We start from the raw sequence: 25,406 nt of genomic DNA on the forward strand, positions 1-25,406 counted from the left end.
ACGAGAGGTCGGGCAGTATTGCCCGGCTTCTTTTTTTATGTTAGACTTAGAAGTAAATTTGAAGAAGATGGAAAGCGGAGGAGAAGGGATGAATCCAGTATATGAAAAACTATGTGCCTGCTATGAAAGTATCCGTGCGCGTATTCCGTTTACCCCGGAAATAGCATTGGTACTTGGCTCTGGGCTAGGTAATTATGCCAGCAAAATGGAAGTGGTCGAGCGGATCCCTTATGGGGATATTGCGGGATTTCCGGTATCGACAGCACCGGGACATGTCGGACAGTTTGTCTTTGGCTATGTTGAGGGGGTGCCGATCGTTGCCATGCAGGGACGTGTGCATTATTACGAGGGCTATGATATGACGGATGTGGTGCTGCCGATCCGTCTGATGAAGATGATGGGGGCAGAAATCTTATTTTTGACCAATGCAGCAGGCGGTATCAGACAGGGATTTTCTGCGGGAGATCTGATGATGATCACCGGGCAGATCGCGACCTTTGTGCCATCGCCACTGCGCGGTGCCAATATCGCAGAATTGGGAAATCGCTTCCCGGATATGAGCCATATCTATGATGAAGACTTGCAGCAGATCATCCGCAAGTCTGCCTGTCAGTTGGATATTCCTTTGCGGGAGGGTACTTATATCCAGTTGCCGGGACCAAATTATGAGTCGCCGCAGGAGATCGGTATGTGTCGCGTTTTGGGGGCAGATGCTGTAGGTATGAGTACAGCTTGCGAAGCCATCGCTGCCAATCATATGGGCATGAAGATCGCTGGGATCTCCTGCATTTCCAATCTGGCGGCAGGGATTTCACCACACCCTCTGACAGAGGAAGAAGTGATCGAAGCCGGTAAGATGGTTGAGCGTGATTTTTCTGCACTTGTGACCGGTGCCATCGGTCATATGCATGAAGCGGGTAAATAAGGACGGATCCGGTGGGGATTTAAGGATCCGATAAAATAGGAGAAAGGATATTTAGGGGAATGAATATACGTTTTTACAATGCAAAGATGCTCTTGCCGGGGCAGGGACATGGCTTTGAGATCAAAGAAGGGGAATTGTGGGTCAAGGGCAATCAGATTTGCTATATTGGGGATGGCAAGGATCTGTCGCATGTCTTTTCAGGGGACGAGATCGTGATCTGGGATCGTGAGATCGATGCCAAAGGCAATCTTTTGATGCCGGGATTTAAGGATGCGCATACGCATACGGCAATGACCTTCCTGCGCTCTTATGCAGACGACCTGCCCTTACAGCGCTGGTTAAATGAGGCAGTTTTTCCAAGGGAGGGACAACTGACGGCAGATGATATTTACTGGCTGGATATTTTGGGTATCATGGAATATCTGACGAGCGGAATCACCGCGAATTTTGATATGTATTTTTTCCCGGAGTCAAATGCCAAGGCTTCGATCGATTGCGGTTTCCGGACGGTGCAGACCTCGGGCTTTAATAACTTTTCCGGCAGTCTGGAAGAACTGGAAGAAGACTATTACCGCGTAAATGAGATGGGAGAACTGGCTTCCTTTATCCTTGGTTTTCATGCGGAATATACGACTTCAAGAGACCGTATGGAGGGACTGGCGGCACTTGCCAATAAGGTCAAATCTCCTGTCTTTTTACACAATGCCGAGACGGCACTTGAGGTAAAAGAATGTAAGGAAAGATGGGGCATGACACCGACCGGTCTGACGGATGCCCTGGGTATGTATACTTACGGCGGTGGCGGCTATCATTGCATCCATATGGAGGATGGCGATTTTGAGATCTTTAAGAAGCGGCAGCTGACCGCGGTGACCAATCCGGCATCCAACCTAAAACTTGCCAGCGGCATTGCACCGATCAAGCGTTATCTGGATGAGGGGATCGCGCTTGCCATCGGAACAGATGGTCCGGCAAGCAATAATTGTCTGGATATGTTCCGGGAAATGTTCCTTACAACAGCACTTGCCAAGGTAAAGGAGCAGGATGCGGCTTGTGTCCCGGCAGAAGAGGTACTTTATATGGCAACGGCGGCAGGCGCGCAGTGTATGGGACTGGCGGATTGCGATAGTCTTGCCGTGGGCAAGAAGGCGGACATTATCATGATCGATCTGATGCAGCCTAATATGCAGCCGGAAAATGATATTGCAAAGAATATCGTTTACAGTGGCAGCAAGCAGAATGTGATCATGACTATGGTAAACGGACGGATTCTTTATGAAAACGGACAGTTTGAGATCGGTTTTGATCCAAAAGAGATCTACGCCAAGGCGAATGCCGTTATCGGGCGTATGAAATAAAGAAGAAAGAGGACAGATTATGTTACGGGTTACTTATGTTTGGCACTCGTGTTTTGTAGTGGAACTGGATAAGAGCATTCTGGTCTTTGACTATTTCCCCAAGGAAGCCGTAGAGACAGTGCACTTTGAGGGAAAGATGCCGGAACTGGATGCGAATAAGCATATTTATGTCTTTGCCAGCCACAGCCACAAGGATCATTTTTCTCTGGAGGTCTTGCGCTGGCGGGAAAAATATCCGCAGATCAGTTATATTTTTTCCAAGGATATCCGCTTGGGACGAGCATATCTTTTACGCAATGGACTTGACCCGGAGATCAAAAAGCAGATCCATTTTGTATCGGTTATCGAGAAGTATGAGATCGGCGATCTGGTGGTAGAGACGCTGCGCTCGACGGATGCAGGCGTGGCATATCTGGTGCAGGCAGAAGGGCTTAGTATTTATCATGCAGGCGATCTGCACTGGTGGAATTCCGGTATGGAAGGCGAACTTTACACCAAGACTTACGGGGATGCCTACAAGCGTGAGCTGAACCGCATCAAGAACCGTCACATTGATCTGGCATTTGTGGTTTTGGATCCGCGTCTGGGGGATGCCTATTATCTGGGCATGGAATATTTCCTTAAAAATATGGATGTGGATCTGGTATTCCCGATGCATATGTGGAAGCAGTATGACCTGATCGACCGCTTCAAGCGCAGACCGGAACTGGTAGGACTTTCACAAAAGGTTGTGGATATTGACCGGGAGAATATCATATTTGACTTGAATTAGGAGAAAAGAAAATGCATGTTACAATTTTTACAGACGGCGCAGCAAGAGGCAATCCTGATGGACCGGGAGGCTATGGTGCGATCTTACAGGTGAGAGACAGTGCGGGAAATCTGCATGAAAAGGAATTGTCCTGTGGCTACAAGAAGACAACCAATAACCGAATGGAACTTCTGGGCGTTATCCGTGCTTTGCAGGCACTCAACAAGCCTTGTCAGGTGACCATTTATTCTGATTCCAAGTATGTTGTGGATGCCTTTAACCAGCATTGGGTCGACAATTGGCTGAAAAAGAACTGGGTGAAATCAGATAAGAAGCCGGTCAAAAATGTCGATCTTTGGAAAACTCTTTTAGAGGCAAAAGCACCACATCAGGTGCAATTTGTCTGGGTCAAAGGCCATGACGGACATCCGGAGAATGAGCGGTGCGATCAACTCGCAACCAGTGCGGCAGACCAGCCGGAAGCATATTTATTAGATGATGTGCCACTCATTGCTGCAGATGAAAAACAGATGGCTCTGCCATTTTAAAGAAAAGATCCTGCTATCAGTAGTGATAGCGGGATCTTTTTGTGATAAGAAAGAAACTGGTCACACACAAAGCAAGTGCTTCGGCGACTAATACGGCAGACCAGATACCGTCGATGCCAAAGAAGACCGGCAAAAGCAGAATGCAGATGACTTCAAATACAAGCGTGCGCAGAAAGGATATAGTAGCAGAGACCATGCCGTTGTTCAGCGCTGTGAAGAAGGAAGATCCGAATATGTTAAAGCCGTTAAGCAGATATACAAAGGCATAGATGCGGAATCCGTGTATAGTCATGGCTAAAAGTTCGGAGTCGTAACCTACGAAGAAGCGGGCAAAAGGCAGGGCGAAGATATGGGAAATAATGGTCATGCCAATGCCCCAGACTGCGATGAGACGCAGGCTTTTTTTGCGCATATTTTTGAGTTCGTCGTGATTACCGGCACCATAATGGAAACTGATGATCGGCGCACTGCCGAGGGAGTATCCTAAAAATATGGCTACAAAGATGAAGTTGACATACATGATCGTACTATAAGCAGCAACACCATTTTCTCCGGCAATCTTCATCAACTGCGTATTGTAGAGTACAGTAACGACAGAGGAGGAGAGTTCTGTCATAAGTTCGGAGGAACCATTGGTGCAGGTCTTGAGAATGGATCCGGCATCAAAAGAAGTCCGTCCCAAGCGTAGAAGACTGTGATTTCTTCCAGCAAAATACAGGATAGGAACCAGTCCGCCAATAATCTCGCCGCAGACGGTTGCGATCGCAGCACCTTTTAAACCAAGTCCGAAAACAGCGACAAACAAAAAGTCTAAAACCATGTTGGTGATGCCGGCAGACAGGACGACGTCTAGTCCGAGTCGCGGCTTTTCAGCAGTAATAAAGAAACACTGGAAAACATTCTGCAACATAAAGCAGGGCATGGAGAGAAAGCAGATTCTTCCATATAAAATGCAGTAATCCAGTAACTGTCCGGAGGCTCCAAAGAGTCTGGATACTGTTGGAACCAGAAGAAAAGCCAGAGCGGACAGGAGAATGCCTGCTATGGCTGTCGTATATACAATGAGGGAGAAGGTCTTGTTGGCTTTTTCTTTTTCTCCCTCACCAAGCAGTCTGCCGACGAGAGCGCTGCCGCCGGTTCCCATCATGAAGCCGAGTGCCCCGACAGCCATGATAAAAGGATAGATGATATTGATGGCGGCAAGGGCGGTCTTGCCGGCAAAGTTTGATACAAATAATCCATCAATGACACTATAGATAGAGGTAAAGATCATCATGATGATGGATGGAAATGTAAAGCGGAGTAATTTGCTATAAGTAAAATGTTCTGAAAGTTGAATCTTCATTGTTTCGTGTCCTTTCCTAATAGATCTGAAAAAGCGGCGCGCAGATGCGAAATATAGGTGTTACTTGATTGGAGCAGGACTTCTGCGTCCGCGGGTGTCATGGTATCGAAGGAGCGGTTCTCACAGTCGATGACAGGACGTATTTTTGCATAAATGATGTCCTGACCGAGTGGGGTGAGATAGATGTTTCTACTACGTCCCTTGCCCGGACGCAGGGTAATCAGTCCGTCTTTTTCCATCTGATGAATGGTGGAGTTGATGGTCTGTTTGGAAAGGAAGGTATGGTCTGCAATATCTTTTTGACGGCAGCCGTCGCCCAACTGGCAGATGGCATAATAGATATCAAAGGCACTGTGGGAAAGTCCAAGGCTTTGCGCAGTTTCCTGATAAATTAAATTGATCTCCCGAAAGATGCGATTGTATTCTTTGAGAGCAGTATTCATGGTTATAGATGAATTTTGCATCGTAGATCACTCCTTAAGTCTGATTTCGTACTTGAAAGAGTATAGTCCGATTTCGTACTTATGTCAAGGACTTTTGATGCGATAGAAAAAATGGCAAAGACCAAGTTGGCAGAAGTAAAATAATGGATAGAGCATCTTGAAATGAAGATATGATTTCTATATAATAGTAATGTTACAAATACCATGTCATAAGGAGGCATAAGATATGATCGTAAGCAGTTTTTTGTCTTATCTGATATTATTCGTTATATTGGTAGCCATCGCTGTATGTGGAGCGATGCTTGGCGTTAAGTTAGCCAAGAGAAAAAATGCGAAGAATGCGCAGCAAAATACAGTAGCAGAAGATACAACTGCTCAAGAATAGAGTTTCGGAGGAAGATACGTTGAAGAAGTATGGAGTAAACGAATTAAGAAGAATGTACTTGGAGTTCTTCGAGAGCAAGGGACATCTTGCCATGAAGAGTTTTTCCCTAGTACCACACAATGACAATAGTTTATTACTGATCAATGCCGGTATGGCACCACTTAAGCCATATTTTACAGGACAGGAGATCCCACCAAGACGTCGTGTGACAACATGTCAGAAGTGTGTAAGAACAGGAGATATTGAAAATGTTGGTAAGACAGCACGCCATCTGACATTTTTTGAGATGCTTGGTAATTTCTCTTTTGGGGATTACTTTAAGGAAGAAGCGATCACATGGTCATGGGAGTTCTTGACAGAAGTTCTCGGCATGGAGCCGGACCGTCTCTACCCATCTATCTATGGAGAGGATGACGAGGCATTTGAAATCTGGAACAAAAAGATCGGTGTACCTGCAGAAAAGATCACTCGTTTTTATCGTGACCCGGAGACCGGAGAATGTGATAACTTCTGGGAGCATGGTGCAGGACCTTGCGGACCGTGTTCTGAAATCTATTATGATCGTGGAGAAAAATACGGCTGTGGCAAACCGGATTGTAAGGTCGGCTGTGAATGTGACCGTTTCATGGAAGTATGGAACAACGTATTTACACAGTTCTACGGCGATGGCAAGGGTGGCTACAGCGAGTTAGAGCAGAAGAATATTGATACCGGTATGGGACTGGAGCGTCTGGCAGTTGTTATGCAGGATGTAGATTCCGTATTTGATATTGATACCATGAAGGCTATCCGTGACCGCATCTGCGAACTCTGCGGCAAGAAATATCAGGTAGATGCCTTGGATGATGTTTCCATCCGTCTGATCACAGACCACATCCGTTCCTCAACATTTTTGGTATCTGACGGTGTTATGCCATCCAATGAGGGACGCGGCTATGTGCTCCGTCGTCTGATCCGTCGTGCAGCACGTCACGGCAGAATGCTTGGCATCAAGGATTCTTTCCTTGCAAATCTTTCCAATACGGTTATTGAGGAATGTAAGGACGGTTATCCGGAATTAGAAGAAAGAAAAGAGTTCATCTTCAAGGTACTGACCGAAGAAGAAGAAAAGTTCAATAAAACGATCGATCAGGGTCTTGCCATCTTAGCACAGATGGAGCAGGACATGGTCGCAGCGGGATCCAAGGAACTTTCCGGCGAGAATACTTTCAAGTTGTATGACACTTATGGATTCCCGGTAGATCTGACACAGGAGATCCTGGAAGAAAAGGGATTCTCTTATGATGAAGCAGGATTTCAGGCCTGTATGGAAGAACAGCGTCAGAAGGCAAGAGCCGCTCGTAAAGCAACCAACTATATGGGCGCAGACGCATCTGTATTTGAAAATGTAGACCTTTCCATCACATCCGAATTTACCGGATACGACAAGTTGGAGGATATCGGTAAGGTGACAGTACTGGCTACGGCAAAAGAAGATGCCGAGGGCAAGGTGGTATCTGAACTTGCAGACCGCATCGCTGAGGGCGAGAATGGAACCATCGTATGTGATGTGACACCATTTTACGCTACCATGGGTGGTCAGCAAGGTGACAAGGGCGTGATCTATACAGATGGCGGCAAGTTCATCGTAGATGACACCGTAAAACTTGTTGGAGGCAAGTATGGTCATGTCGGACATATGGAACAGGGCATGATCGAGGTCGGACAGGAAGTGACCCTGTCTGTGGACAAGACCAATCGTATGAATATCTGCCGCAACCATTCTGCAACACACTTATTGCAGAAGGCTTTGCAGGAGGTATTGGGCAACCATGTAGCACAGTCCGGTTCTTTCCAGGACGGTGAGCGCACCAGATTTGACTTTACGCATTTCTCTGCTATGACAGCGGAGGAATTACAACAGGTCGAGGATATGGTAAATGCCAAGATCGCAGAGCATCTGCCGGTCGTAACAGAGATCATGACACAGGAAGAAGCCAAAAAGACCGGTGCTATGGCACTCTTTGGCGAAAAGTACGGCGAAAAGGTCCGTGTGGTTTCCATGGGCGATTTCTCCAAGGAATTCTGCGGTGGTACTCATGTTGCCAATACCGGAGATATCATGGCATTCAAGATTCTTTCTGAAAATGGCGTTGCTGCCGGTGTCAGACGTATCGAGGCACTGACCGGAGATAATGTACTTGCTTACTATGCAAATATGGAAGCAGAGATGCAAAAGGCTGCCAAGACCGTAAAGGCGACTCCTGCAAATCTGGTAGAGCGTCTGGAAAAACTTATGGCTGAGGTCAAGGAACTCCAGAGCGAAAACGAATCCTTAAAGGCAAAGGCAGCACAGAGTGCTCTTGGTGATGTTATGGATTCCGTGGTAGAAGTATCTGGTGTGAAACTTTTAGCAACATCTGTTGACGGTGTAGATATGAATGGTCTGCGTGATCTGGGCGATGATCTTAAGAATAAACTGGGCGAGGGCGTGATTGTACTTGCATCTGCAAAGGACGGCAAGGTCAATCTCGTTGCTATGGCAACCGACGGTGCCATGAAAGCCGGTGCTCATGCAGGAAACCTGATCAAGTCGATCGCAGGTCTTGTAGGCGGTGGCGGCGGCGGTCGTCCAAATATGGCACAGGCAGGCGGTAAGAATCCGGCAGGCATTCCGGATGCTATCGCAGCAGTAGCAGATGCACTTGCAGGGCAGTTGGCTTAAGGCTGATCTGCTGTTGAAGAAATTGACAGTTTCTGAAGAAAACTGTTGACGTGTCGCTATTTTATGCTATAATATTTTACTGTGCAAAGATATTTACCCAAACAGTTGAATATGCACAATACCCAACTGGAGGGAGGTTAGGTGTAAGACTATGTCAAGTGTAACAGTTAAAGAGAACGAATCTTTAGATAGCGCATTACGTAGATTTAAGCGCAATTGTGCTAAGGCAGGTATCCAGCAGGAGATCCGCAAGAGAGAGCACTATGAAAAGCCAAGCGTAAAGCGTAAGAAGAAGTCTGAAGCTGCTAGAAAACGTAAATACAACTAAAATTGAAATTGCGTTTAGTAAGAGATGTGATGCAAGTCACATCTCTTTTTTTTTCGAGCGTTATCGGGTATAATAATAATCATGAAAACAATCGATGAAGATATCAAAACAGGACAATTTAAAGCAGCCTATCTTTTATATGGAGATGAGGATTATCTTAAGAAGCAATATCGGGACAAATTAACCAAAGCCCTCATGGGGCAGGGCGATACCATGAACTTTGCCAAGTATGAGGGCAAGGATTCATCCATAGAGGAGATCATCAGTTTTGCGGATACTATGCCTTTTTTTGCAGACAGACGAGTGGTACTGGTTGAGGATTCCGGTTTCTTTAAGTCTTCACAGGAGACTTTGGCAGACTATTTTTCCAATATCCCGGAGACGACCTGCATGGTCTTTGTGGAGAGTGACGTGGATAAACGTTCCAAGGCTTACAAAGCGATCGCAAAGGCAGGCAGTGCGGTGGATTTTTCCATGCCGGATGAGAGGATGCTGACTTCCTGGATGATGGCGCGTGTCAAGGCGGCGGGAAAGACGATGACGCGGGATGCTTGGAATGAGTTTTTTGAGCGCAGCAATGATTCCATGGATCACATGGATATGGAAATGGAAAAACTGCTTTCTTATGTATATGATAAGGATGGAATCACTTTGGAAGATGTGGAGGCGATCTGTACCAAACAGGTGCACACCAAGGTCTTTGACATGATCTCTTTTGTGGCATCCAAGAATCTGCCAAAGGTATTGGATCTATATCATGATATGCTGGCGACAAAGGAACCGCCGATCCGTATTCTGGCGCTGATCATCCGACAGTTTGACCAGATGTACGTCATGAAGGATATGGCATCGCAGGGGATGAATGTACAGACGATCGCAGGCAAGATGGGCATCCGTGATTTTATTGTGCGAAAGAATCTGGGACTTGCAAGGAATTTTACCATGGAACAGATCCGGGCTTTATTGGAAGATGCGGCAGATCTGGATGAGAGAGCAAAGACAGGACGGATCAACGACCAGTTGGCAGTCGAGATGCTGATGATCAAATGGGCGGGTTGAACCGGAAAAATGCGTAAAGAAAAACACCAGTATGACGGTACTGGTGTTTCTTTTTGTTTATGTTCAAAAAAATTAAGCAATAGAATTAACAGCCTTGGTAAGACGAGATACCTTTCTTGCTGCATTGTTCTTGTGGTAGAGACCCTTGCTTGTTGCCTTGTTGATCTCAGAAATAGCAACGATGAGTGCTTCATTAGCAGCTTCCTTATCCTTGTTAGCAACGGCTGCTTCTACCTTTTTGATACAAGTCTTAACCTTAGACTTGATTGCTTTATTTCTAGCAGTCTTGATCTCTGTAACTAATACTCTCTTCTTAGCAGATTTAATGTTAGCCAATCTGTACACCTCCAATGTCTTGATATAAAAATAATAGTAACTCTGTTGTAACAAAGCCGGACACGGACAGTCTGTTACAAACATACTAGATTATTTTATAGCAGTAAGCATTGTCTGTCAATACATATTTCATAAAAAAGTGCAAACAATAAGGAAAAGATTTGAAGAAACGAGGGCATGATGCGGGATGTTTCAGATTCGAACAGACCTTGCGGTGGAAACATCGGAAAAACGACCGGATGGGAAGGAAGTATCCGGTATCCGGGTGGAGAAGAAAAAGAGAGGCGAGGATGTGGTCATCACAAAAGTATGCATTGATACCCAAAAGGCGGCAAAGACACTGGGAAAGCCGCGGGGGACTTATGTCAGTATCGAAGCGGATCAGATGATGGAAGAAGACAGCGGCTACCATCGGGAAATCTCGGAAATCTTTTCCGAGCAGTTGAAGACCTTTTTGCCAAAAGATTATAGAAATGCCAAGATCTTAGTCATTGGTTTGGGAAACCGGGAGGTCACGCCGGATGCCCTGGGTCCGAAAGTGATCGATCATCTGTTTATCACCAGACATTTGTTGGAGGAGTTCGGAAAATATCTGGTGGAACTGGATCAGTGCTGCAGTATCAGTGGCATTGTGCCGGGGGTCATGGCGCAGACAGGCATGGAGACCGTGGAGATCCTGCGTGGAATTGTTGCCGAAACCAAGCCGGATCTGGTCATTGCAGTGGATGCGCTTGCCGCGCGCAGCATCAAAAGGCTCAACCGGACGATCCAGATCACAGATACAGGCATCATTCCGGGATCCGGTGTTGGCAATTACCGTAATGCCATTACCGAGGAGCATCTGGGCATCCCTGTGGTCGCGATCGGCATTCCGACAGTCGTTGATGCAGCGACCATCATTGCGGATTTTTGTATGGGGCTCATGGAGGAAAACAAATCAGAACCGGAGGAGATGGAAGCCTCTGTGCGTAGCCTGATCTCGCCCAAGTTAAATACCATGTATGTGACATCCAAAGACATTGACGAGGCGGTCAACCGCCTGAGTTTTACGATATCGGAAGGACTCAACATGACTTTTGTCCCAAGAGTCTAGCCACAGGGACGTTCCTTTTGCCATAAGGAGCGTCCCCTTTGGCATAGGCAGGCATATCTCGAAAAAAAACGCATATATTGGTGCGTGGGGAAAAGGAGAGATTTGTGAGTGCCAAGTGGTCTTTGTATTATCAATTATTAAAATTATGTGTGCCGGTGTTCTGCTTTCAAACGACAGAGGCATCTTTGTCAGACCTGCTCTTACAGCAGATGGAATTGGCAACACCGGTCATGGCATATGTCTATGGGGAAGATGAGTCAAAAGATGAACTGACTCTGCTGGCTGCCATAGAAAATTCCGGAAAGCAAGAAGATACAAAAAATGCCGACATAGAAATCAGTGCAGATGCGCAAAAGGCAAATGGGGATGAGGAGGAGACACAGGATCCGATCGCTGCGGCCGGGGCAGAAAATGTGGCTGCTACAGCGACACCGGTTTGGACAAAGCAGGCAGAGGTTAATCGGGATAAACTGCTGGACTTTGATTATCTGGTCAAAAACTTTTATCGGATTGACCGCACAACGACGATCGATTCCTCGGAACTGAATCCGGGGCAACTTTTAGCAAAAGACCTGACCATTGATACAAATGTGGGAGGACCGGTCATTTTGATCTATCATACACATTCACAAGAAGGATTTGTGGACTCGGATGGATCGGAAGGGATGACGGTCATGGGGCTGGGGGATCGCCTGACAAGCCTTTTGCAGGATACCTATGGGATTCCTGTCTTGCATCATCGGGGCAAATATGACGTGGATGGGCGCGATTATGCCTATTCCAACGCGGAACCGGAGATCAGGCAGGTCTTGGCGGACAATCCGACCATACAGGTTGTGATCGATCTACATAGAGATGGTGTGGGGGATGATGTCCATCTGGTGACGGATATAGGTGGCAAGCAGACGGCAAAGATCATGTTCTTCAATGGGCTGAGCAGAACGACATCGACCGGTCCGATCGATTATCTGCAAAATCCGAATCTGCAGGATAATCTGGCAACTTCTCTGCAAATGCAGATCGCGGCGGCAGAACTGTATCCGGGCTTTACCAGACCGGTCTTTTTGAAGGGCTATCGTTATAATATGCATATGTGCCCCAAGTCCATGCTGATCGAGGTGGGGGCGCAGACCAACACCTTTGAGGAGGTCTATAATGCCATGGATCCGCTCGCCAATATCCTTGCCTATGTACTATTGGGACAATCGCACACTTGAGAAGACGCGTATTCCTATGGTATAATCTTACCAAATGAGCAAATTTTCGATAGGAAATGCGGAGGATAAATTTTCATGGCAATAGATCAGAGCAAAATTCGTAACTTTTGTATTGTAGCCCATATCGATCACGGCAAGTCAACACTGGCAGACCGTATCATTGAGATGACGGGCCTGCTTACCGATCGTGAGATGCAGGCACAGGTCTTGGATAATATGGATCTGGAGCGTGAGCGTGGTATCACGATCAAGTCTCAGGCGGTGCGTATCATCTACAAGGCAAAAGACGGGGAAGAATATATTTTCAACTTGATCGACACACCGGGACACGTGGATTTCAACTATGAGGTATCGCGTAGTCTGGCGGCATGTGACGGCGCTATTCTGGTGGTGGATGCGGCACAGGGAATCGAGGCACAGACGTTGGCAAATGTCTATCTGGCATTGGATCACGATCTGGATGTCCTTCCGGTCATCAACAAGATCGATCTGCCAAGTGCGGAGCCGCAGCGTGTCAAAGACGAGATCGAGGATGTGATCGGCTTAGAGGCGCAGGATGCACCGCTGATCTCTGCCAAGACCGGTCTGAATGTAGAGGAAGTCTTAGAGCAGATCGTTAGCAAATTGCCGGCACCGACCGGTGATCCAAAGGCACCGCTGCAGGCATTGATCTTTGACTCTTTGTATGATGCATACAAGGGCGTGATCGTTTTCTGCCGTATCAAGGAGGGAACGCTTCGTCCCGGAGATCAGGTGCTGATGATGGCAACAGGCGCGACAGCGGATGTTGTAGAAGTCGGTTATTTTGGAGCCGGACAATTTATCCCTTGTGATGAACTTTCTGCTGGCATGGTCGGTTATATGACAGCCAGCATCAAGAACGTCAAAGATACCCGCGTGGGCGATACGATCACACACAAGAAGCATCCGTGCAAGGAACCTTTGCCGGGCTATAAAAAGGTCAATCCTATGGTCTACTGTGGTCTGTATCCGGCGGATGGAGCCAAGTACCCGGATCTAAGAGACGCATTGGAAAAATTGCAGTTAAATGATGCATCTTTACAATTTGAACCGGAGACATCGGTAGCCCTTGGTTTTGGTTTCCGTTGTGGTTTCCTTGGACTTTTGCATCTGGAGATCATCCAGGAGAGACTGGAAAGAGAGTATAATCTGGATCTGGTGACAACGGCACCGGGCGTTGTTTATCGTGTGTATAAGACGGATGGCACCATGATCGAGTTGACCAATCCATCCAATCTGCCGGATCCGTCAGAGATCGAATACATGGAAGAACCTGTCGTAGAGGCGGAGATCATGGTGACGAGCGAGTATATCGGAGCCATTATGGATCTGTGTCAGGAGAGGCGCGGAACTTACATCAGTATGGAGTATATGGAAGAAACGCGTGCCCTGCTCAAGTACACCCTGCCTTTGAATGAGATCATCTATGATTTCTTTGATGCCTTAAAATCCAGATCCCGCGGCTATGCATCTTTTGACTATGAAATGAAGGGCTATGTCAAGTCTGATCTGGTCAAACTGGATATCCTCATCAATAAGGAAGAAGTGGATGCCCTTTCCTTTATCGTATTCAGTGGAACGGCATACGAACGTGGGCGCAAGATGTGTGAAAAATTAAAAGAAGAGATCCCGCGTCATCTGTTCGAGATCCCGATCCAGGCAGCGGTCGGCAGTAAGGTCATTGCCAGAGAGACGGTCAAGGCTATGCGAAAAGATGTGCTTGCCAAGTGTTATGGCGGTGATATTTCCAGAAAGAAGAAATTGCTTGAAAAACAGAAGGAAGGAAAGAAGCGTATGCGCCAGGTGGGCAATGTAGAGATCCCACAGGAGGCGTTTATGAGCGTGTTAAAATTGGACGAGGATTAGTAAATATGAAAGAGGTCAGTCTTTATCTACACATTCCATTCTGTGTAAAAAAATGTGATTACTGCGATTTTTTATCAGGAGCCTATGATAATGACATACAAAAAAGATATGCCGAAAGCCTCTGTAAAGAAATCGCTTACATGGGACAGCAACTGCGATCAGTTGCTGTTTCTTCTATATATATTGGTGGCGGTACCCCATCCTGGCTGGATGCATCGGATATGGGAAAGATCATGGATGCCCTACATAAAAATTTTACTATCGGCCAGGATGCTGAGATTTCCATGGAATGTAATCCGGGAACGGTAACGATGGAAAAATTTAGCGCATACCGTAAGATGGGGATCAATCGTTTAAGCATCGGTCTGCAATCGGCTAATGATGACGAACTGCGTCTCTTGGGACGGATCCATAGTTACGAACAGTTTTTGCGGACTTTTGATATGGCACGCAAAAGCGGATTTTACAATCTGAACGTGGATATTATGACAGGATTGCCGAGACAGACCCCGGAAAAATTGATGCATACTTTAGAGCAGGTCATTGCCCTGCGACCGGAACATGTCTCTGCCTACTCTTTGATCGTGGAAGAAGGAACCCCTTTTTATGATCGCTATAAATTTGATGCGGTCAAGCAGCATGCTGGGATGAAAACAGAATTTTTGCCGGACGAGGACGAGGAATACCGCCTGTCCAAGATGGCACAAAGCGTTTTGATCGCACACGGCTATCAGCAATATGAGATATCCAACTATGCCAGGGAAGGTTATGCCTGCTATCACAATACCGTTTATTGGCGGCGGGGCGACTATCTGGGACTTGGCATTGGCGCAGCCTCCATGGTAAGCGACCGTCGTATGGCAAATGTGCGGGACATCTATCAGTATATGGATCTGTGTGCGGACAAATTGTATTCTAATAATATAGAAGAAACAGAAAATCTGACGTCGCCTTTATGGCAGGAAGTAACGAGTCTTTCTAAAAAAGATGCCATGGAAGAATTTATGTTTTTGGGACTGCGCATGAATGCAGGAGTTACCAGAGAGGATTTTGCCAAGTGCTTTTCCTGCTCGATAGAGTCCGTCTATGGCGAGACCATCAAACATTTGCGGCAGGAGGCTTTGCTAGAAGTGGCAGAGGGGCGGATCTTTTTGACCGACAAGGGAATGGATCTGAGCAATTATGCCCTGGCACAGTTCCTCCTGTAAGATCATCTGCGCCAAAGGGGACAGTCCATGTGGCAAAAGGAGCGTCCCTGTGCCACAAAAAATTCACAAAAATAAATAAAAAAAATTGTGAGAAGTGTTGACAAAGCAAAAGGGCAGTGATACATTAGGTTTAAAGATATTAGCACTCTAAGTTAATGAGTGCTAACAATCTTAGAAACAAGGAAATCAGATGAGGTATCCGATGGACGAATTAGGTGAGAGAAAAGAGAAAATTTTAAACGCCATCATACAGAACTATCTGGAAACCGGAGAGCCGGTTGGTTCCCGTACCATTTCCAAGATGTCAGATCTGAATCTGAGTTCTGCTACGATTCGTAATGAGATGTCGGATCTTGAGGAACTGGGCTACATCGTACAGCCGCATACTTCTTCAGGACGTATTCCTTCCGATAAGGGTTACCGCTTCTATGTAGATCACTTGATGGAAGTCAAGGATCGGGAAGTGACCGAGATGAAGGATCTGATGATCGAAAAGACGGAGAAGATGGAACAACTCTTAAAACAGGTCGTCAAGGTACTTGCCAACAATACGCAGTACGCCACGATGATATCTGCACCGAGTGTCCAGCGCAACCGTCTCAAGTTCGTACAGTTATCTGCCGTAGATGAACACCAGATCTTATCGGTGGTCGTTATGGAAGGCAACATCGTAAAGAACAAGATCATTCCGGTTGAGGAACCTCTGAGCAATGAGACTATGTTGAAACTCAACATGCTCTTGAACACCAACTTGAACGGGCTTACCGTCGATGAGATCAACTTAGGACTTATCACCAAGTTAAAAGAGCAGGCGGGTATTCACGAAGAGATCATTGCACAAGTCTTAAATACCGTGGCTGAGACGATTCACGAAGACGACGATCTGGAGATTTACACGAGTGGAGCAACGAATATTTTCAAATATCCGGAACTTTCCGATTCCCAGAGAGCAAGTGAGTTGATCAGTGCTTTTGAAGAAAAGCAGGCGCTGGCAGATCTGATCTCTGAGACACAGGGAGATGAAGAAACCGGCATTCAGGTATATATAGGAAATGAGTCACCGATCCAGACAATGAAAGATTGCAGCGTCGTGACAGCCACCTATGAATTAGGTGAGGGCGTGAAGGGCACGATAGGAATTATCGGACCAAAGCGTATGGATTACGAAAATGTCATGGATAACCTGAAAAATCTTAAGTCGCAGCTTGACAAGATCATGAAAAGGGAATGACATAGGAAGGAGATGTAAAAGTGGCAGAGGAAAAGAAGCAGGAAGATAGGGAAGAAGTCAAAGTAGACGAGACAGTCGAGACAGTCGAGACAGAGACTTCCGAAGAAAAAGATACAGAAAGTACAGAGGCAGGAGAAGCCGCTGATACCAAAGAGGAGGCGGAGGAAAAAGAAGAATCCGCAGAAGAAGCTGAGGAAGAAAAAGGAAATGGAGGCTTTTTCAAAAAGAAAGAAAAGAAAGACAAAAAGGATGCACAGATCGAAGAACTGACCGACAAGGTCAGACGCCAGATGGCCGAGTTCGAGAACTTCCGCAAACGTTCTGAGAAAGAAAAATCACAGATGTATGAAGTGGGAGCAAAGAGCATCTTGGAAAAGATCCTTCCGGTCGTTGACAACTTTGAAAGAGGTCTTAAGGGCATGGAAGAGAGCGAAGATCCATTTGCACAAGGGATGCAGATGATCTACAAGCAACTGATGACTTCCTTGGAGGAAGCAGGCGTGAGTCCGATCGAGGCGCTCGGCAATGAATTTGATCCGAATTTTCACAACGCAGTGATGCATGTGGAGGATGAAGAAGCCGGCGAGAGCGAGATCGTAGAAGAGTTCCAAAAGGGCTATATGTATCACGATACAGTGCTTCGTCATAGCATGGTCAAGGTTGCAAACTAGTCAAATTGGTAGCAATGCTAATTTAAAATAAAGACAATAACAATGTGATGATAAATAGGAGGAAAAAATCATGGGAAAAATTATTGGTATTGATTTAGGTACAACAAACTCTTGTGTAGCAGTTATGGAAGGTGGTAAGCCAACCGTTATCGCCAACCAGGAAGGTGCAAGAACAACACCGTCTGTTGTAGCATTTACAAAGACAGGAGAGAGATTGATCGGTGAGCCTGCAAAGCGTCAGGCAGTTACAAATGCAGAAAAGACAATTTCTTCTATTAAGAGAGATATGGGTACAGACAATGGTCGTACCATCGATGGTAAGAAGTATTCTCCACAGCAGATCTCAGCAATGATCTTACAGAAGTTAAAGAGCGATGCAGAGAACTATCTGGGTGAGCCTGTCACAGAAGCAGTTATCACAGTTCCTGCATATTTCAATGATGCGCAGCGTCAGGCAACAAAGGATGCCGGAAAGATCGCTGGTCTTGATGTAAAGCGTATCATCAACGAGCCTACAGCAGCAGCACTTGCTTATGGTCTTGACAATGAAAATGAGCAGAAGATCATGGTTTATGATTTAGGTGGTGGTACATTTGATGTATCTATCATTGAGATCGGTGATGGCGTTATCGAAGTTCTTGCAACAAGTGGTGATAACCGTCTTGGTGGCGATGACTTCGACCAGAAGATCACAGATTGGATGCTGGATGAGTTCAAGAAGGCAGAAGGCGTTGACCTTTCTACTGACAAGATGGCTCTCCAGAGATTAAAAGAAGCAGCAGAGAAGGCTAAGAAAGAACTTTCCGCTGCAACAACAACAAACATCAACTTGCCTTTCATCACTGCAACAGCAGAAGGACCAAAGCATTTTGATATGAACTTAACACGTGCTAAATTCGATGAATTAACACATGACCTTGTAGAAAGAACAGCCATTCCGGTACAGAACGCATTAAAGGATGCAGGTCTTACAGCAAGTGAACTTTCAAAGGTTCTCCTTGTTGGTGGATCAACCCGTATCCCAGCCGTACAGGATAAGGTAAAGGCACTTACAGGACATGAGCCAAGCAAGTCTTTGAACCCGGATGAATGTGTAGCCATCGGTGCTTCTATCCAGGGCGGTAAGTTAGCAGGTGATGCCGGTGCCGGTGAGATCTTGCTTTTGGATGTTACACCACTTTCTCTTTCTATCGAGACTATGGGTGGTATTGCAACCAAGTTGATCGAGAGAAATACAACGATCCCTACCAAGAAGAGCCAGATCTTCTCTACTGCTGCTGATAACCAGACAGCCGTTGATATCAACGTAGTACAGGGTGAGAGACAGTTTGCTAGAGACAACAAGTCCTTAGGACAGTTCCGCCTGGATGGTATTCCTCCAGCACGTCGTGGTGTTCCACAGATCGAGGTTACTTTCGATATCGATGCCAATGGTATCGTAAATGTATCCGCTAAGGATCTTGGTACAGGTAAGGAACAGCACATCACCATTACAGCAGGATCTAACATGTCTGATGAAGACATTGAGAAGGCTGTTAAGGAAGCTGCTGAGTTTGAAGCACAGGATAAGAAGCGTAAGGAAGCCATCGACACCAGAAACGATGCTGATGCATTTGTATTCCAGACAGAGAAGGCTTTGGAAGAAGTTGGCGACAAGATCGATGCGGCAGATAAGTCAGCAGTTGAGGCTGATATCGCAGCGATCAAGACAATCCTCGAGGCACATCCGGAAGCAGAGGCTATGGATGATGCAACCGTAGCAGAATTAAAGGCTGCACAGGAGAAATTGCAGGAGAGTGCACAGAAGGTATTCACCAAGATGTATGAACAGCAGGCTCAGGCAGCAGGCGCACAGGGTGCAGGTCCTGACATGGGTGCCGGTGCAGGCCCTGATATGGGAGCAAACACCACTTACAATGCGGCAGATGATGATGTCGTAGATGCAGACTTCAAGGAAGTATAAAAAACATGGCAGAACAGAAGCGAGATTATTATGAAGTCCTTGGCGTAGATAAAAATGCCGATGACGCAACGATCAAAAAAGCATACAGACAGTTGGCAAAGAAATATCACCCGGATATGAATCCGGGTGATAAAGAAGCAGAGGTAAAGTTCAAAGAAGCCTCTGAAGCCTATGCTGTTTTGAGTGATCCGGATAAGAGAAGACAATATGATCAGTTTGGTCATGCTGCTTTTGACGGCGGTGCCGGTGGCGGCGGATTTGATTTCTCAGGCATGGATTTTGGAGATATCTTTGGAGATATCTTCGGTGATTTCTTTGGCGGTGGCGGCAACAGACGTACCAACAATGGACCGATGAAAGGGCAGAATGTCCGTGCAAGAGTCAATATCAAGTTTGAAGAGGCAGCATTTGGTTGTGAAAAAGAGATCGAACTGGTATTAAAAGATGAGTGTGCAACTTGTCATGGATCCGGTGCAAAGCCTGGAACCACAAAGGATACCTGTCCGAAGTGTGGCGGTAAGGGAAAGATCGTAGTTACACAGCAATCATTCTTTGGAACCGTACAGAATGTAACGTCTTGTCCGGAATGTCAGGGAACAGGGCAGATCATCAAAGAAAAATGTAGTGATTGCCATGGTACCGGATACATTTCCCGTAAAAAGAGAATTTCTGTATCTATTCCTGCTGGTATTGATAACGGTCAGAGTGTTCGTATCCGTGAAAAGGGAGAGCCGGGCATCAACGGAGGACCTAGAGGAGACCTTTTGGTTGAGGTTCGTGTGGCCCCGCATGCGATCTTCCAGAGAAGCGAATACGATATTTATTCTTCTGCTCCGATCTCATTTGCACAGGCAGCACTGGGCGGTGAAGTCATGATCGATACCTTGGACGGAAAGGTCGTATATGAAGTGAAGCCCGGCACACAGACCGATACCAGGATCCGCTTGCGTGGAAAAGGTATTCCGTCTTTGCGTAATAAGAATATGCGTGGTGACCATTATGTTACTTTAGTGGTACAGGTTCCGACTTCTCTTAGTCATGAAGCAAAAGAAACTTTGCGTAAGTTTGATGATGAGACAGGAAAGACCTTGAAAGCCGGAGGAACAGCGGTTAAGGAAGAAAAGAAGAAAAAAGGATTTATGGGCAAACTTAAGGATGCCGTAGACGATTTATAAAATGCGAAGAAGCGATGGCTTGGTATAGAAATATATCCCATCGCATTTTTGCGTATAAGAGAAAGAGGATAACATACATGAAAGTTTGGATTACAAGACATGGGCAGACAGATCTCAACAAAAAGCAGTTGATGCAGGGCGTTTATGACGAACCACTGAACGAAACAGGAATTGCGCAGGCAGAGGAAGCACGGAAAAAGATTGGTGATATGAAGTTCGACGCTGTTTACTGCAGCCCATTGAAGCGAGCAAAGAAAACAGCCATGATCATCGGAGGTGTATCCGAAGAGGAATTGATCGTGGATCCGCGTATCATCGAGGTAAACTTTGGAAAATACGAAAAAAAGAGTTATAAAAAATTAGGACCATTTATGACCTTATACTGGATGCTTCCGGAAATCATACCGGCACCTAAGACGGTGGAGCCTGTTTCATCTATGGTGAAAAGAAGTCGTTCTTTTATCGAAGATCTCAAAAAAGAGGACTATGAAAACGTGCTTGTGGTCTGTCACGGTGGCATTATCCGGGCTCTTTGTGGAGTTCTTGAAAACCGTAGAAATGGAATCAAGTGGAGACCAAGACCACAAAATTGTGAAATTAGAAAATACGAGTTGTAGTTTGTAGGGACGTTCCTTTTGCCACAAGGAGCGTCCCTTTTGGCATACCGACAGGTGCAGAGCGGCATCTTCTATTGATTTCGGTATTCTTTCGGCGTCATACCGGTCAATTTCTTAAATACATTCTGAAAATACCCCTGGGAGGAAAAGCCTAAATAGGTTGCTATCTCTAAAATAGAGCGATCAGTCGTTTTTAACAGAGACTTCGCTTTTTCGATTTTTTGTTCTTGAATATACTGTGACAAGGTCATACCGGTTTCTTTTTTGAATTTGGTTGACAGATAACTGCGACTTAAGAAAAGATCCTGAGCCATCTGATCAACGGAGAAATCTTCGGTCAGATGCTCTCGGATGTAGGATGTGACAGATCGCATGAATTTATCATAGCGTTTTCCTTTTTTAATATCCCGAACCAGACTTGTATAATCAATTACCATATGATATTGCAGATTCATGACCTGTTCCGGGTTATCGTAATTCTCTGCGTGTTGGATATATTTATCGCTGAGTGTCAGGGCTTCCTCAACCGGGAGCCCGCCGTCAATCGCAGCGCGTGAAAGCAGGGTTGCGGAGGTGATAAAGATATTTTTGACCTGGCGTAAATAGGTTGGTGCAATTTTTCCGGCGCGACCTGGATCGGTATGTGCGATGAGGGTTTGCAGATTTTCTATATCTCCTTCCTTTACACAGGCAAGCATAGCGCATTCAAAATCGTGTGTTGTATGAGCATAGGATACCGTATCATCCATGTAGTCGCCAATATGGTTGTGAGCCCATGTTATGTCATTAAATGCATCGTTAAATGAGGAATGGGGGATAGAGGCATCGCTATTATCTGTTAATGTATACGCTTGGTTCTGGCTGGAAATTTTGGCATTACTATCGTAGATTTTTATATTTGCTAAATTGAGTTTAACATCACTGATGTAGTAGTATATCAGACAAAGTTCATGAAGTAGCATTTCTACAGGTAGTGGAGTAATGCTTTGCATAAGTTGCTGGTATTGTTCCATGTAATTCATTCGGAGATCAAGGGAAAACATGAATTCGCGGATTTGTTTTTTTGACGGTGTAATCTGGAAAGTCGGCCCTAAGATGAGCGTATACTCCTGATGTTTTACAATACCATAAAAATGTTCGTAGGGAGAGATGAAATAGTTTACATTGCCATCAATCGCAAGCAGGGTATCGAGGTAGGGGCTGGCAGGGTCTTTGGGAAAATGAGAAGGATCATAGTAATGTATGAGTTTATTTTCTTTATATACTCTGACAGCAACAGACGATAGAGAGGAGATATTGCTGGCAATAAAATCGTAGTCTATCTGGCGCATGATTTTCTCCTAACCAATATGATGATATAAAATTACAATGATTAAAACAATCTTACAAGAAATAACAAAAAAAATCAATTATATTATAAGATAGTTAAAAGTGTGTAGTAAAGGAGACCAGAATGAATAGAGAAATATTTAATCCATATCTACTTGGGTGAGAGTATATTCCGGATGGAGAACCACATGTTTTTGGTGATTGGATATATGTATATGGAAGCCATGATCGTGCAGGCGGTACGGATTACTGCCAAAACGATTATGTTGTATGGTCTGCGCCATTAGAGGAATTATCTGAATGGAAATATGAAGGGATAATATACAAAAATTTGATCCATCAATATTGGTAGATAATGACGGAAGAATTTGGCTTTATTCTGGCAGTAGTCAGACGACAGTGAAAAATACGGGGCATCCAATGGTAGGATGCTTTGTGATGGAATTAGAAACAGACATGCCAGCAAAGGAGTGAAATTATGGGAAATAATAAGCAACTGGTAGATTTAGATAAGAAACAGCCGCTTAAGGATATCTACCGGAGGAATCAGTACAAAATAGATGACAGATTTGTTCTTAAGGATGGAAAGACACATAAGTGTGCAATCCTTTGCCCGGGTGGGGGATATACATTAGTTTGTTCTTTTATTGAAGGGACGCCGATTGCACGCAAACTCAATGCCATGGATATATCTGTATTTATCGTATACTATCGAGTGCGAAAAAAAGCCATATATCCAAATCCGCAGGATGATCTGGCGAGGGCTGTCAGGGAAATCAGTGCAAAAGCGGACGAGTATCATGTGGATATGACAGATTATTCTGTCTGGGGAGCGTCAGCAGGTGGTCATCTGGCGGGTAGTTTTGGAACAACAGTTATGGGATATGCCAGATATCAACTTCCCAAACCGGGAGCAATTGTGCTTTCATATCCAGTCATCACTTTGGAAAAAGATCTGACGCATCAGGGAACAAGACAGAATCATATTGGAAAAAAAGCAGACGAGAAAACAGCAAGAAAATATAGTGTGCAGACCAATGTTGATGCTGCTTATCCACCGACGTATATTTGGTGTGGTGATGCAGATGGTACAGTTTCACCAGAGAATACAAAGATGATGGAACAGGCGCTGGAGAGAAATCATATTGCACATCAATGTGAGATCTTTCCAGGGGTAGATCATGGCGTAGGACCAGCGACAGGAACAGCAGCAGAAAATTGGATCGAACATGCAGTAACATTTTGGAAGGAGAATATGAGATGAAAAAACAAGCCTATAACCCGTATTTACCATTGGATACCTATATTCCGGATGGAGAACCGCATGTTTTTGGCGACCGCCTTTATATTTATGGCTCCCATGATGCAGAAAACGGTACGGAATTCTGTGTGCTTGATTATGAATGTTTTTCCGCACCGGTGGATGATTTATCTGACTGGCGTAGTGAGGGTATCATTTATCGCGCCGATCAGGATCCGGGAAGAAATGAGAAAGATAAGTATATGTATGCGCCGGATGTTGTAGAGGGAAAGGATGGACGATATTACCTCTATTATGCCATGAGTGGCGGACACTTTACGGGACCAATCCATGTGGCAGTCTGCGATACACCGGCAGGAAAATACGAGTATTATGGAGAGGTGAGAAATGCAGACGGCTCGACTTTTGACAGGTGTATTACCTTTGACCCCGGACTTTTGAATGACGATGGCAGGATTTATCTCTATTACGGCTGGGCAATCGGAACGGGATCACAAAGTATGCCGAAAAGTATGTATGGCTTTTTGAATTTTACCTGCAAGCATTTTGTGGCAGGAAAATTGTTTGAAAAGTCTAAGGAGCAGATGGCAAGAGAACCACAGGGTATTCAGGGAGGAAATGTCGTTGAACTTGCAGATGATATGCTCACCGTTATATCCGAGCCCAAACGTCTTGCACCGGGACAGTTTGATGCAAAGGGAACACAGTGGGAAGACCATGCCTTTTTTGAGGCATCATCTATGCGAAAAATAGGTGATACCTATTATTACATTTATTCTTCTCAGGTCAATCATGAACTCTGTTATGCTACAAGTAAATATCCGGACCGTGATTTTACCTATCGGGGTGTTATTATCTCTAACGGTGATGTTGGCTTTGAAGGAAGAAAATTATCAGAAAGGCTTGCTATGACAAGCAATGATCATGGTAGTCTGGTATGTGTTAAGGGGCAGTGGTATATTTTCTATCACAGACATACCAATAAGACCTGTTACAGCAGACAGGGCTGTGCGGAAAAAGTGGAGATTCTTGCGGACGGCAGTATTCCACAGGTGGAGATGACCTCCGCAGGGTTGAATGACGGCGCGCTGGCGGCAGAAGGCACTTACCCGGCAGCAATCTGTTGTAATCTCTACAATGCCAAGATTTGGAAAAAAGGACATATACCGGTTATGGGAAATAATGGACGTATGCCATTTGTGACTTGTCGGGATGATGAACGTTTTGTGGCAGATTTATGTGATGATGCTGTGATGGGATATAAATACTTTGCTTTCGATGGAAAAGTGACCTTGACGGTAACTTATCGTGGACAGGGAAGTGTTAGCGTATGTGATGAGACAAAAACGCTCGGAGAATTGACGCTTGCACCATCCGTAGAATGGTGCAAGGCATCCGTTGAGATTACAGAAAAGGGGACGCATGCCCTGTATCTGAAGACAAAAGGTGATACTATGTGTGACATTCTCGATTTTTCTTTCTCCAGATAAGTATTTTGGAAAATGAAGGGAAAAGTTACAATAAGCAAAACATTATTACAAGAATTATAAAAGCAGAATCTATAAAGGATTC

General features: G+C 45.4%; 23 protein-coding genes. 19 read left to right on the forward strand and 4 right to left on the reverse strand.

The genetic code is table 11. From position 1 onward, the window contains the following. The first annotated feature begins 88 nt into the window (after positions 1–88). From DW183_RS04925 to rnhA, 4 genes are read left to right on the forward strand one after another with little or no spacing between them, the layout of a single operon-like run. Entirely contained in the window at positions 89–925 is an 837-nt protein-coding gene (locus tag DW183_RS04925) for a purine-nucleoside phosphorylase (protein ID WP_118281355.1), read from the forward strand. A gap of 59 nt (positions 926–984) precedes the next feature. After that, positions 985–2,283, forward strand: a complete 1,299-nt coding sequence (locus DW183_RS04930) for an amidohydrolase family protein (protein WP_118280907.1) — start codon at positions 985–987, stop codon at positions 2,281–2,283. 19 nt (positions 2,284–2,302) lie between these two features. Beyond that, positions 2,303–3,055, forward strand: a complete 753-nt coding sequence (locus DW183_RS04935; RefSeq protein WP_118280908.1) for an MBL fold metallo-hydrolase — start codon at positions 2,303–2,305, stop codon at positions 3,053–3,055. An 11-nt stretch (positions 3,056–3,066) separates the two neighbouring features. Then, the gene (gene rnhA, locus DW183_RS04940) at positions 3,067–3,582 is read left to right on the forward strand and encodes a ribonuclease HI (protein ID WP_118280909.1); all 516 of its coding nucleotides are present in this window, start codon (positions 3,067–3,069) and stop codon (positions 3,580–3,582) included. Positions 3,583–3,598: 16 nt separating this feature from the next. Here rnhA and DW183_RS04945 read toward each other — a convergent pair whose 3' ends face one another. After that, positions 3,599–4,927 carry an MATE family efflux transporter gene (locus DW183_RS04945; RefSeq protein WP_118280910.1) on the reverse strand — a complete coding sequence of 443 codons (1,329 nt, stop codon included), beginning with the start codon at positions 4,925–4,927 and terminating at the stop codon, positions 3,599–3,601. Next, a complete protein-coding gene (locus DW183_RS04950) occupies positions 4,924–5,391 on the reverse strand; it encodes a MarR family winged helix-turn-helix transcriptional regulator (protein WP_118280911.1) in 468 nt (155 codons plus the stop codon). Before DW183_RS04950 ends, DW183_RS04945 begins: the two co-directional genes overlap by 4 nt. Before the next feature lie 205 nt (positions 5,392–5,596). Here DW183_RS04950 and DW183_RS04955 point away from each other — a divergent pair, with 205 nt between their 5' ends. From DW183_RS04955 to holA, 4 genes are all read left to right on the forward strand, one after another. Beyond that, positions 5,597–5,755: a vanadium nitrogenase gene (locus tag DW183_RS04955; protein ID WP_118280912.1), complete on the forward strand. Its 159-nt coding sequence runs from the start codon at positions 5,597–5,599 to the stop codon at positions 5,753–5,755. A 19-nt stretch (positions 5,756–5,774) separates the two neighbouring features. Then, entirely contained in the window at positions 5,775–8,459 is a 2,685-nt protein-coding gene (gene alaS, locus DW183_RS04960; protein ID WP_118280913.1) for an alanine--tRNA ligase, read from the forward strand. Between the two features lie 151 nt (positions 8,460–8,610). Continuing rightward, positions 8,611–8,787: a 30S ribosomal protein S21 gene (gene rpsU, locus DW183_RS04965; RefSeq protein ID WP_118280914.1), complete on the forward strand. Its 177-nt coding sequence runs from the start codon at positions 8,611–8,613 to the stop codon at positions 8,785–8,787. A gap of 81 nt (positions 8,788–8,868) precedes the next feature. Beyond that, positions 8,869–9,846: a DNA polymerase III subunit delta gene (gene holA / locus DW183_RS04970; protein WP_118280915.1), complete on the forward strand. Its 978-nt coding sequence runs from the start codon at positions 8,869–8,871 to the stop codon at positions 9,844–9,846. A 72-nt stretch (positions 9,847–9,918) separates the two neighbouring features. Here holA and rpsT read toward each other — a convergent pair whose 3' ends face one another. Continuing rightward, complete coding sequence (rpsT, locus tag DW183_RS04975; protein WP_118280916.1) at positions 9,919–10,182, reverse strand: 30S ribosomal protein S20; 264 nt, start codon at positions 10,180–10,182, stop codon at positions 9,919–9,921. A 187-nt stretch (positions 10,183–10,369) separates the two neighbouring features. Here rpsT and gpr point away from each other — a divergent pair, with 187 nt between their 5' ends. The 9 genes from gpr (at position 10,370) to DW183_RS05020 (ending at position 21,244) form a co-directional block, all read left to right on the forward strand. Next, positions 10,370–11,275 (forward strand): GPR endopeptidase, encoded by a 906-nt coding sequence (gene gpr / locus DW183_RS04980; RefSeq protein ID WP_118280917.1) that lies wholly within the window; start codon positions 10,370–10,372, stop codon positions 11,273–11,275. A gap of 104 nt (positions 11,276–11,379) precedes the next feature. Further along, positions 11,380–12,492 (forward strand): stage II sporulation protein P, encoded by a 1,113-nt coding sequence (gene spoIIP / locus DW183_RS04985; RefSeq protein ID WP_243069515.1) that lies wholly within the window; start codon positions 11,380–11,382, stop codon positions 12,490–12,492. A 75-nt stretch (positions 12,493–12,567) separates the two neighbouring features. Further along, positions 12,568–14,379 carry a translation elongation factor 4 gene (lepA, locus tag DW183_RS04990; protein ID WP_118280918.1) on the forward strand — a complete coding sequence of 604 codons (1,812 nt, stop codon included), beginning with the start codon at positions 12,568–12,570 and terminating at the stop codon, positions 14,377–14,379. Between the two features lie 5 nt (positions 14,380–14,384). Next, positions 14,385–15,587 carry a radical SAM family heme chaperone HemW gene (hemW, locus tag DW183_RS04995; protein WP_118280919.1) on the forward strand — a complete coding sequence of 401 codons (1,203 nt, stop codon included), beginning with the start codon at positions 14,385–14,387 and terminating at the stop codon, positions 15,585–15,587. A gap of 202 nt (positions 15,588–15,789) precedes the next feature. Beyond that, on the forward strand, positions 15,790–16,818 hold the full coding sequence (gene hrcA / locus DW183_RS05000; protein WP_118280920.1) for a heat-inducible transcriptional repressor HrcA: 1,029 nt from the start codon (positions 15,790–15,792) through the stop codon (positions 16,816–16,818). Positions 16,819–16,838: 20 nt separating this feature from the next. Then, entirely contained in the window at positions 16,839–17,489 is a 651-nt protein-coding gene (gene grpE / locus DW183_RS05005) for a nucleotide exchange factor GrpE (protein WP_118280921.1), read from the forward strand. Between the two features lie 70 nt (positions 17,490–17,559). Beyond that, positions 17,560–19,452 carry a molecular chaperone DnaK gene (gene dnaK / locus DW183_RS05010; RefSeq protein ID WP_118280922.1) on the forward strand — a complete coding sequence of 631 codons (1,893 nt, stop codon included), beginning with the start codon at positions 17,560–17,562 and terminating at the stop codon, positions 19,450–19,452. Positions 19,453–19,457: 5 nt separating this feature from the next. Next, positions 19,458–20,627 carry a molecular chaperone DnaJ gene (gene dnaJ, locus DW183_RS05015; RefSeq protein ID WP_118280923.1) on the forward strand — a complete coding sequence of 390 codons (1,170 nt, stop codon included), beginning with the start codon at positions 19,458–19,460 and terminating at the stop codon, positions 20,625–20,627. Positions 20,628–20,704: 77 nt separating this feature from the next. Further along, positions 20,705–21,244 carry a histidine phosphatase family protein gene (locus DW183_RS05020; RefSeq protein WP_118280924.1) on the forward strand — a complete coding sequence of 180 codons (540 nt, stop codon included), beginning with the start codon at positions 20,705–20,707 and terminating at the stop codon, positions 21,242–21,244. A 71-nt stretch (positions 21,245–21,315) separates the two neighbouring features. On the opposite strand, the gene DW183_RS05025 is transcribed toward DW183_RS05020, so the two are convergent. Continuing rightward, entirely contained in the window at positions 21,316–22,575 is a 1,260-nt protein-coding gene (locus DW183_RS05025) for an AraC family transcriptional regulator (protein ID WP_118280925.1), read from the reverse strand. Positions 22,576–23,051: 476 nt separating this feature from the next. On the opposite strand from DW183_RS05025, the gene DW183_RS05030 reads away from it, so the two are divergent. Together DW183_RS05030 and DW183_RS05035 are read left to right on the forward strand one after the other, a co-directional pair. Next, positions 23,052–23,837: an alpha/beta hydrolase gene (locus tag DW183_RS05030; RefSeq protein WP_118280926.1), complete on the forward strand. Its 786-nt coding sequence runs from the start codon at positions 23,052–23,054 to the stop codon at positions 23,835–23,837. After that, the gene (locus tag DW183_RS05035; protein ID WP_118280927.1) at positions 23,834–25,324 is read left to right on the forward strand and encodes a family 43 glycosylhydrolase; all 1,491 of its coding nucleotides are present in this window, start codon (positions 23,834–23,836) and stop codon (positions 25,322–25,324) included. Before DW183_RS05030 ends, DW183_RS05035 begins: the two co-directional genes overlap by 4 nt. The last annotated feature ends 82 nt before the right edge of the window (positions 25,325–25,406 follow it).

It is taken from the genome of Roseburia sp. AM16-25, assembly GCF_003473825.1.
GTDB lineage: Bacteria > Bacillota > Clostridia > Lachnospirales > Lachnospiraceae > Pararoseburia > Pararoseburia lenta.

What these genes read in the sequence shown, in the direction of transcription:
- DW183_RS04925 (WP_118281355.1), top strand. Translation starts at nt 89, where the DNA reads ATGAATCCAGTATATGAAAAACTATGTGCCTGCTATGAAAGTATCCGT.
- DW183_RS04930 (WP_118280907.1), top strand. Translation starts at nt 985, where the DNA reads ATGAATATACGTTTTTACAATGCAAAGATGCTCTTGCCGGGGCAGGGA.
- DW183_RS04935 (WP_118280908.1), top strand. Translation starts at nt 2,303, where the DNA reads ATGTTACGGGTTACTTATGTTTGGCACTCGTGTTTTGTAGTGGAACTG.
- rnhA (WP_118280909.1), top strand. Translation starts at nt 3,067, where the DNA reads ATGCATGTTACAATTTTTACAGACGGCGCAGCAAGAGGCAATCCTGAT.
- DW183_RS04945 (WP_118280910.1), bottom strand. Translation starts at nt 4,927, where the DNA reads ATGAAGATTCAACTTTCAGAACATTTTACTTATAGCAAATTACTCCGC.
- DW183_RS04950 (WP_118280911.1), bottom strand. Translation starts at nt 5,391, where the DNA reads ATGCAAAATTCATCTATAACCATGAATACTGCTCTCAAAGAATACAAT.
- DW183_RS04955 (WP_118280912.1), top strand. Translation starts at nt 5,597, where the DNA reads ATGATCGTAAGCAGTTTTTTGTCTTATCTGATATTATTCGTTATATTG.
- rpsU (WP_118280914.1), top strand. Translation starts at nt 8,611, where the DNA reads ATGTCAAGTGTAACAGTTAAAGAGAACGAATCTTTAGATAGCGCATTA.
- holA (WP_118280915.1), top strand. Translation starts at nt 8,869, where the DNA reads ATGAAAACAATCGATGAAGATATCAAAACAGGACAATTTAAAGCAGCC.
- gpr (WP_118280917.1), top strand. Translation starts at nt 10,370, where the DNA reads ATGTTTCAGATTCGAACAGACCTTGCGGTGGAAACATCGGAAAAACGA.
- lepA (WP_118280918.1), top strand. Translation starts at nt 12,568, where the DNA reads ATGGCAATAGATCAGAGCAAAATTCGTAACTTTTGTATTGTAGCCCAT.
- hemW (WP_118280919.1), top strand. Translation starts at nt 14,385, where the DNA reads ATGAAAGAGGTCAGTCTTTATCTACACATTCCATTCTGTGTAAAAAAA.
- hrcA (WP_118280920.1), top strand. Translation starts at nt 15,790, where the DNA reads ATGGACGAATTAGGTGAGAGAAAAGAGAAAATTTTAAACGCCATCATA.
- dnaK (WP_118280922.1), top strand. Translation starts at nt 17,560, where the DNA reads ATGGGAAAAATTATTGGTATTGATTTAGGTACAACAAACTCTTGTGTA.
- dnaJ (WP_118280923.1), top strand. Translation starts at nt 19,458, where the DNA reads ATGGCAGAACAGAAGCGAGATTATTATGAAGTCCTTGGCGTAGATAAA.
- DW183_RS05020 (WP_118280924.1), top strand. Translation starts at nt 20,705, where the DNA reads ATGAAAGTTTGGATTACAAGACATGGGCAGACAGATCTCAACAAAAAG.
- DW183_RS05025 (WP_118280925.1), bottom strand. Translation starts at nt 22,575, where the DNA reads ATGCGCCAGATAGACTACGATTTTATTGCCAGCAATATCTCCTCTCTA.
- DW183_RS05030 (WP_118280926.1), top strand. Translation starts at nt 23,052, where the DNA reads ATGGGAAATAATAAGCAACTGGTAGATTTAGATAAGAAACAGCCGCTT.
- DW183_RS05035 (WP_118280927.1), top strand. Translation starts at nt 23,834, where the DNA reads ATGAAAAAACAAGCCTATAACCCGTATTTACCATTGGATACCTATATT.